Below are 7073 nucleotides of genomic sequence, written 5' to 3'. Positions count from 1 at the left end.
TTTTCCCAGATAATCTTCCCAGATGGCACCTCCACACACGACACACGACTTTTATCTTCTTCCCCCATAGGAGGGAACCACACGATAACGACCTTATTCTCGTAGGGATAAACTTTGTAGATATAAGCACCTGGGAGGTCTAGCTCCCAGAGCACAGCTCCAGTAGCGAGCTCGATGAGCTGGCAGGAACCTTCAAGTTGTCCTCTCCCTTCATAAAATAGAGCAAACGAACCTACTTGGATGACTTGAGAGAAACTAGTGGTCTTAGTCCAAACCTCCTTTCCTTCAAGCTCTAGTGTATAGGTGTGCTCCCTATTCTTGTATCTCCCTAGGAGCAAGCACTCATCGGAGGTACCTAATCGTATTCTTTGTGATCTCGACACACAAAGCCTAATAAAATTACTCTCTGGGTCGAGTCTGTATATTGCAGGTGGCTCCGAGGATCTTAGGTAGTGCCCACCATCATAGTTGAGGTATGGGTATAAGTACCTAGGAAAAATGAGCTCCCCATTACAGTACAGTCCATCATCCAAAGTATATAACAAAAGGTCATCGCCCATATTCTCGATATGGCGGCCTCCAGGAATCACCCTATTAAGTCCTTTGATCTTCATAATCTATCTTACTACAAATACCTTGTTAAACAATGGTAAGCCTTATCCCTTCAACGCGCTGTAGCCCGTCCGCCTACAGATGGGAGAGTAGCTTTGCTTCGCCTCGGCCTCGATAAGGCGAAGGCGCGACAGTGCCCGCCGCTTGGCTTGGGCTGCGAAGACGACACGTAGCCCACTCATTAGGTGACGGATGTGGCTAGACTTTCAAGCCTTCCTTCAGCCGCTTCATCCCCTTAGACCAGGCTAAGGCCAAAGAAAGTCGCTGGCCTTTGCTAGCGCGGTCGAAGGACTTCGCCAGGGCGCTAGAGGCAGGCTCGAGACGAAGTCCCTAATCTTCCTCCCAAAAGTAACTAATCTTTTATGAAAAAGTGGCTAATCTTTTGCGCAAAAGATTAGCCACTTTTTCTTGATTTATAAGGTACTTTCTGCAGCTGCCTTAGCGCCTTCGCTCGGAAGGCTCACTTAGCTTGCTCGCCAAGTCCCTCACCCATCCGCCCTTTGATCGCTCACGCCCTAGACAGCCTTGACGGACTTTACGCACATATAAGGGGAAGGCTCCTGAGAGCTATCAGTCAGCGAGCCGAGGGACGGCAGTCAGCGCCGTGAGAGCTATCAGTCAGCGAGCCGAGAGATAAGGCTCAGCAGCGGGGCGGGCAGCAGCGAAGGAGGACGGCCAGCGGCAGGCAGCAGACGGGAGCGATAAGGAGTAGGAGACAGCACACGGGGAAGCCCCTACGCGCTAGGCCTTACGGGGGCTTGGTGCGCTAGGGGCTTTTACTTATCTTTGAGCTAGCAATCAAGCGCTAGCAACCATCTATGAAGCAGTTCAGTCACCTAGCTACACGCATCTTCAAGGAGGCTATCGGGGTCTACGAGACTCAGGGTAGCGTCGATACTCCCTGTGTCAACCCTCATCCCGAGCGGACGATCGAGCACGACCTCTTCCGTAAGAACTGGATCGACAACGCCCAGTGGTGCCTCGAGGACATCATCCGCGACCCCGACATCGACCCCGTGGAAGCGCTCAAGATCAAGCGCCGCATCGACCGCAGCAACCAGGAGCGCACCGACCTCGTGGAGCTCATCGACAGCTTCTTCCTGCAGGAGTTCGCCTCCGTGAAGCCACTTCCCGAGGCCAGCATCAATACCGAGAGCCCAGCCTGGGCCATCGATCGCCTCTCCATCCTCGAGCTGAAGATCTACAACATGGACAAGGCCCTCAAGGGTGCCCAGGGGAACGAAGAGCTGCGCGCTAAGTGCAGTAGCAAGCTCGCCGTCCTCATCGAGCAGGAGCGCGACCTGACGCAGGCCATCGACGAGCTCCTAGAGGACATCGCCGCAGGGCGTAAGTACATGAAGGTCTACAAGCAGATGAAGATGTACAACGACCCGCAGCTCAATCCCCTACTCAAGGGGCAGACGCTCTAGCCCACGATGCTCACGAGCTACCCACTCCATATATACATAGACCTCTGTGGCGCGCTACCTCGTCATTCGCCTCTCCGCTCTCGGGGACGTGGCGATGCTCCTTCGGCTCCTCTACGCTGTAGCTCGGGCCAATGAGCAGCACGACTTCATCCTCCTGACGCAGCCCTTCATGACGGAGCTGCTGGTCGATCCGCCCGACAACCTCGAGGCCATGGCCATAGACACCCGCCGCGAGGAGCGCAGCCTCCTCGGGCTGATGCGCTATGCCCGCAGGCTGAGGCTGGAGCGCTTCGACGCCGTGCTGGATCTGCACGATGTGCTGCGTACCAAGTTCCTCCGCCGCTACCTCAGCCTCTGGGGCATCCCCGTACGCCATCTGGTGAAGCCCCGCCGCGAGCGCCGCGCCCTACTCCACCGCCCCGCTGGAGCACCTATACAGCCCGTGCCGCCGATGTGGACGCTCTACCGCAAGGTCTTCGTCGAGGCGGGCCTCGAGGTCCCCGACCTCCCGCCGCCCATAGCGCTGCACCCCTCGCTCCTGGAGACCTTCGCACGCCTCCACCCCGAGCTGGTGCAGACCCCACGCGGGCGCCTTCGCCTCGGCATCGCCCCCTTCGCCTCCACGGCGACCAAGACCTACGCCCCCGAGCGGATGAAGGAGGTGCTGGCGGCCCTTGTCGCAGACGGTCGCTTCGAGCTCTACCTCTTCGGGGCGCCTGGGCGTGAGGCCCAGCAGCTTGAGGCTTGGGCCAAGGAGCTGCCCGAGCTGCGCACGGTGGCTGGCCTCCTGGACTTCTCCGAGGAACTGCTCCTCATCGCCACACTCGACGCCATGCTCAGCATGGACAGCGCCAATATGCACCTGGCGTCGCTCGTCGGTGTGCGCTGCTTCTCCATCTGGTGCTGCACCCATCCCGCGGCGGGCTTCCTCGGCATCGGGCAGCAGCTCGAGGACTGTCTACAGCCCGAGGGCATGGAGCATCGCCCCTGCAGTATCTTCGGGGACAATAAGGAATGCCATTCCGAGGGCCTAAGCTGCTCGGAGGCCCTGCCCAGCGCCGAGGTCGTGCAGCATATCACAGCCTGGGCCGATACCCAGCTGCGCCCCTAGGCCCACCCCAGCCCAGCCACCCCCATCAGCGACCCCATACCACAGCAGAATGAAACTACGAATCAACAAGCTCATCAGCGACGCTGGCCTCGGCTCTCGTCGCGATGCCGAAGACTACATACGGCAGGGACGCGTCAAGGTCAACGGACGCCGCGCCACCCTAGCCGATCTCGTCGGCCCCGAGGACAGCGTCTACTTTGACGAAGTAGACCTGCCCGTCAAGGATCTCATCCGTGATCACCTCGCGGAGGAGAAGCTCCAGGCCAAGGAGCAGAAGGATGCCAGCCGCAGCCGCACACGCGACAAGCGTACCGAGCGCGCCGAGAGCCAGCGCCAGGCCTCGGCAGCCAAGAGCGCGGCCCTACGCAAGACCAGCAAGAACAACCCCGAGAACCGCCGCCTCCATAAGCAGCGCACCGAGGGCTGGGACGAGGAGGAGCAGTCCTTCGACGAGCGTGCCCTGAGGCATCGCAATAGCGGCCGCCGCGGCGCAGTACGCCAAGAGCGCAGTACCCCCAAGGGCCGCCCCGCCCGCCTACGCAGGGACTGGGACGACTAAGGAGGCGCAGGCACCACGCCTGCCACAATGAACAAAAAGGACCGCTCGGCTGTATTACTAGGCGAACGGTTTATACAATCACAATTACAAGAACAAGCTATTATGAAGTTTACTGAGAAGATGCAGTCTGCCATCAATGAGCAGATCGCCCTGGAGATGCTCTCCGCTAACCTCTACCTCTCGATGTCGGCACACTACGCATCGGTTGGCCTGGACGGCTTCGCCCACTGGTACTATGTCCAGTACCGCGAGGAGCTGGGGCACGCCGAGGACATGATGAAGTACAGCATCGAGCGTGGGGGCAAGGTACGCATCCAGGCCATCCCCGCCGTAGAGACGGACTTCGCCTCCGCCCTCGAGATCGCTGAGAAGGCCTACGCCCACGAGTGCCTCGTATCCTCCAAGATCGAGGAGCTCGTACGCCTAGCGGCTGCGGAGCAGGACCTGGCCTCGCAGGACTTCTTCATGAAGTACGTCCGCGAGCAGGTAGAGGAAGAGGCTACCGCCTCCAACCTCGTCGATCGCCTGCGCCTGGCTCAGGGTGCAGCCCTGATCTTCCTCGACAAGGAGCTCGCTGAGCGCAAGTAAGCGCCCCTCCTAGTCCATAAGGCCAAGCCAGCCCGCACGCCCCACAAAAGGGAGCTGCGGGCTGGCTTTGCTTTAGCCCCGTGTCGTCTCCTTGGCGCTATCGAATATAATCTGTACCTTTGCAGTGTCTTACAGGTATAGCCACCGCAGCAGATGAAGCGCATCTAGAGGACGGGGCTAGTAAGGGAAGCCGGTGCGAATCCGGCGCAGTACCCGCTACTGTGAGTCACCCCCTCCCCCTCAGGGAGGGTCTCCGACACCAAAGGCTGTAGCCTGCCACTGAGTCCTAGGACTTGGGAAGGTGCGTGCTCGGGGATAGACCAGGGTGATGAGCCAGGAGACCTGCCCGTAAGAACCAGTGTGACAATCTCGGGAATAAGATTGAGAAGACGACAGCCATGTGACCCAATAGCTCGCCGCCTCTAGGCCTGCTATCCTCACCCTAGGTGCACCTTCTGCTCGACGTATAGGTCAGAGAAGGGTCTTCCCTTGTGTAGCTCCCTAGCCACAGTGGATACCTCCTCTTGATATCATGTCGCTATCGTCCTCGCTACGACGAGGACCAAGCTCGCTCTACGAGGGGTACCTATCCGACCGCACCATACGACCGACCTTAGGCTCCCTCATGCTCGGATGTCCCCCAGGCTGGGGAGATGTCCCCACCCACTTGGGAGAAGTAGGACAGATCACTACGCACTCCGGACTGGGATCTAGGCTAGACTCGCGAAGGGGTTTCTTTATTTGTTCCTCCAACCTATCCAAAACCGCCCCTTCCAGCCTAGATAGCATAGCGTCCAGAGTGGATCATGTGCCAGGAGCAGCTATAAGCCGATAGCGTACATGCAGCAGGTGCATGGTCGGGTACAGAGTCCTGAGTCGCCCTCTCGGAGGGAGATCAGCTCTGTCACCACCATCACCCCTGCGCTTCAAGTAAGGTAAGCCCACCCGCTAGGATCAAGCAGCCAAGGAGACAAGGCATCAGGCAAAGCGTCGCCACACACCGCCCCTCAAGGCGCCTCCCTTAGACCTAAACACCCCTCGAGGACTACCCTCTCCCCATACTTCCCTACTGATAGGGTCTCTCTCCCTAGGCTCCTAGCCTCAGCTCCCACAGCGAGCAAGCTCCCCCTCCAGCATCCCCTACTCTTCCTCCTAGCCCTATATAAGGCAGGCTAAGTCCGTATATCCTCGGCCTAAGCCATCGCCGCTGTAGTCCTACTGCACGGCTATGGCTACCCAAGCATACAGCTCCGAGCGCAGTGCCCAGCAAGGGAGGCCGCAGCATCAAGAGATAAGGAACAGACCAGCAAGTAGCCCAAGAATGAGGCAAGGCAAGGAGCCTGCCTCCGCGTAGCCTAATAAAAAAAATCGCCCCCATCAGCTCAGAGCGAGCTGATGGGGGCGACTTCGTTTGCTGTCTAGCAGGTGCTGGGACTAGATGACGCCCTGCTCGAGCATCGCTGTGGCGACCTTGAGGAAGCCTGCGATGTTAGCGCCCTTGACGTAGTTGATATAGTTGCCTTCCTTACCATTGAGGACGCACTGCTCGTGGATGTCGCTCATGATCTGGTGCAGCTTAGCATCTACCTCTTCGTTGGTCCAAGAGAGGTGCATGGCATTCTGGGACATCTCGAGGCCCGAGGTAGCCACGCCACCGGCGTTGACTGCCTTACCAGGAGCGAAGAGCATCTTCTGTGCGACGAAGTACTCAGCAGCCTCGGCCGTACAGCCCATGTTGGAGGTCTCGGCGACGATGGTCACGCCGTTGGCGTGCAGCATCTTGGCATCTGCCTCGTTCATCTCATTCTGCGTAGCGCAGGGCATAGCGATGTCGACCTTCTGCTCCCAGGGCTTCTTGCCTGCGAAGAACTGAGCCTTGGGGAACTTCTTGATGTAGTCGGATACGACGTCGTTACCGCTGGAGCGGAGGTCAAGCAGTGCCTGGAACTTCTCCTCGGTATTGATGCCGTCGGGGTCGTAGACATAGCCGTCGGGGCCAGAGATCGTCACGACCTTAGCGCCCAGCTCGGTAGCCTTCTTGGCTACACCCCAGGCGACGTTACCGAAGCCCGAGATAGCGACCGTCTTGCCCTTGAGCTCGATGCCGTGCTGCTGGCAGATGTGCTGTACGAAGTACACAGCCCCGAAGCCCGTAGACTCAGGACGCAGACGCGAGCCCCCGAAGGTGAAGCCCTTCCCCGTCATCGTACCCGTATGCTCGTTCGCCAGGCGCTTGTACTGGCCATACATATAGGCGACCTCACGGCCACCTACGCCGATGTCCCCTGCAGGCACGTCGGTGTCAGGACCGATGTGGCGCCACAGCTCGCGCATGAAGCTTTGGCAGAAGGTCATGATCTCACGGTCGCTCTTACCCTTGGGGGAGAAGTCAGCGCCGCCCTTGCCGCCACCCATAGGCAGCGTGGTGAGTGCATTCTTGAAGGTCTGCTCGAAGCCGAGGAACTTCAGGATGGAGAGGTTGACCGTGGGATGGAAGCGGATACCGCCCTTGTAGGGGCCGATGGCGTTGTTGAACTGCACGCGGTAGCCGATGTTGACATGCACCTTACCAGCATCGTCTATCCAGGGCACGCGGAAGGTGATGATACGGTCTGGCTCCACGAGGCGCTCCATGATGGCGGCCTTCTCGAACTCAGGGTGCTGGTTGTACACCTCCTCTACCGAGAGGAGCACTTCTTTCACGGCTTGGAGGAATTCCTTCTCTCCAGGGTGCTTCGCCTCAAGCGAGGCGAGGATTTCTGCGGATTTCATA

At 58.9% G+C, this 7073-nt stretch carries 6 protein-coding genes and 1 riboswitch; of the genes, 4 read left to right on the top strand and 2 right to left on the bottom strand.

Annotated features, from left to right (window positions below; translation table 11 throughout):
* The coding region (locus tag Q0248_RS03315; protein ID WP_299319723.1) for a hypothetical protein at positions 1 to 614 on the bottom strand (614 nt) is incomplete at its 3' end.
* Between the two features lie 816 nt (positions 615 to 1430).
* Here Q0248_RS03315 and Q0248_RS03310 point away from each other — a divergent pair.
* From Q0248_RS03310 to Q0248_RS03295, 4 genes are all read left to right on the top strand, one after another.
* Positions 1431 to 2042 (top strand): DUF4254 domain-containing protein, encoded by a 612-nt coding sequence (locus Q0248_RS03310; RefSeq protein WP_299319722.1) that lies wholly within the window; start codon positions 1431 to 1433, stop codon positions 2040 to 2042.
* Positions 2043 to 2088: 46 nt separating this feature from the next.
* Entirely contained in the window at positions 2089 to 3153 is a 1065-nt protein-coding gene (locus tag Q0248_RS03305; RefSeq protein WP_299319720.1) for a glycosyltransferase family 9 protein, read from the top strand.
* Between the two features lie 49 nt (positions 3154 to 3202).
* Positions 3203 to 3712, top strand: coding sequence for a S4 domain-containing protein (locus Q0248_RS03300; protein WP_299319718.1), 510 nt, complete (start codon positions 3203 to 3205; stop codon positions 3710 to 3712).
* 102 nt (positions 3713 to 3814) lie between these two features.
* Positions 3815 to 4300 (top strand): ferritin, encoded by a 486-nt coding sequence (locus tag Q0248_RS03295; RefSeq protein ID WP_299319716.1) that lies wholly within the window; start codon positions 3815 to 3817, stop codon positions 4298 to 4300.
* Between the two features lie 116 nt (positions 4301 to 4416).
* Positions 4417 to 4665: riboswitch (cobalamin riboswitch) on the top strand.
* A gap of 1069 nt (positions 4666 to 5734) precedes the next feature.
* On the opposite strand, the gene gdhA is transcribed toward Q0248_RS03295, so the two are convergent.
* Positions 5735 to 7072 carry an NADP-specific glutamate dehydrogenase gene (gene gdhA / locus Q0248_RS03290; RefSeq protein WP_299319714.1) on the bottom strand — a complete coding sequence of 446 codons (1338 nt, stop codon included), beginning with the start codon at positions 7070 to 7072 and terminating at the stop codon, positions 5735 to 5737.
* Position 7073: the final 1 nt, after the last annotated feature.

The organism is uncultured Porphyromonas sp. (assembly GCF_938046015.1).
Classification (GTDB): Bacteria; Bacteroidota; Bacteroidia; order Bacteroidales; family Porphyromonadaceae; genus Porphyromonas.
This window is presented reverse-complemented; position numbering and strand designations above follow the sequence as displayed.

What these genes read in the sequence shown, in the direction of transcription:
- Q0248_RS03310 (WP_299319722.1), top strand. Translation starts at nt 1,431, where the DNA reads ATGAAGCAGTTCAGTCACCTAGCTACACGCATCTTCAAGGAGGCTATC.
- Q0248_RS03300 (WP_299319718.1), top strand. Translation starts at nt 3,203, where the DNA reads ATGAAACTACGAATCAACAAGCTCATCAGCGACGCTGGCCTCGGCTCT.
- Q0248_RS03295 (WP_299319716.1), top strand. Translation starts at nt 3,815, where the DNA reads ATGAAGTTTACTGAGAAGATGCAGTCTGCCATCAATGAGCAGATCGCC.
- gdhA (WP_299319714.1), bottom strand. Translation starts at nt 7,072, where the DNA reads ATGAAATCCGCAGAAATCCTCGCCTCGCTTGAGGCGAAGCACCCTGGA.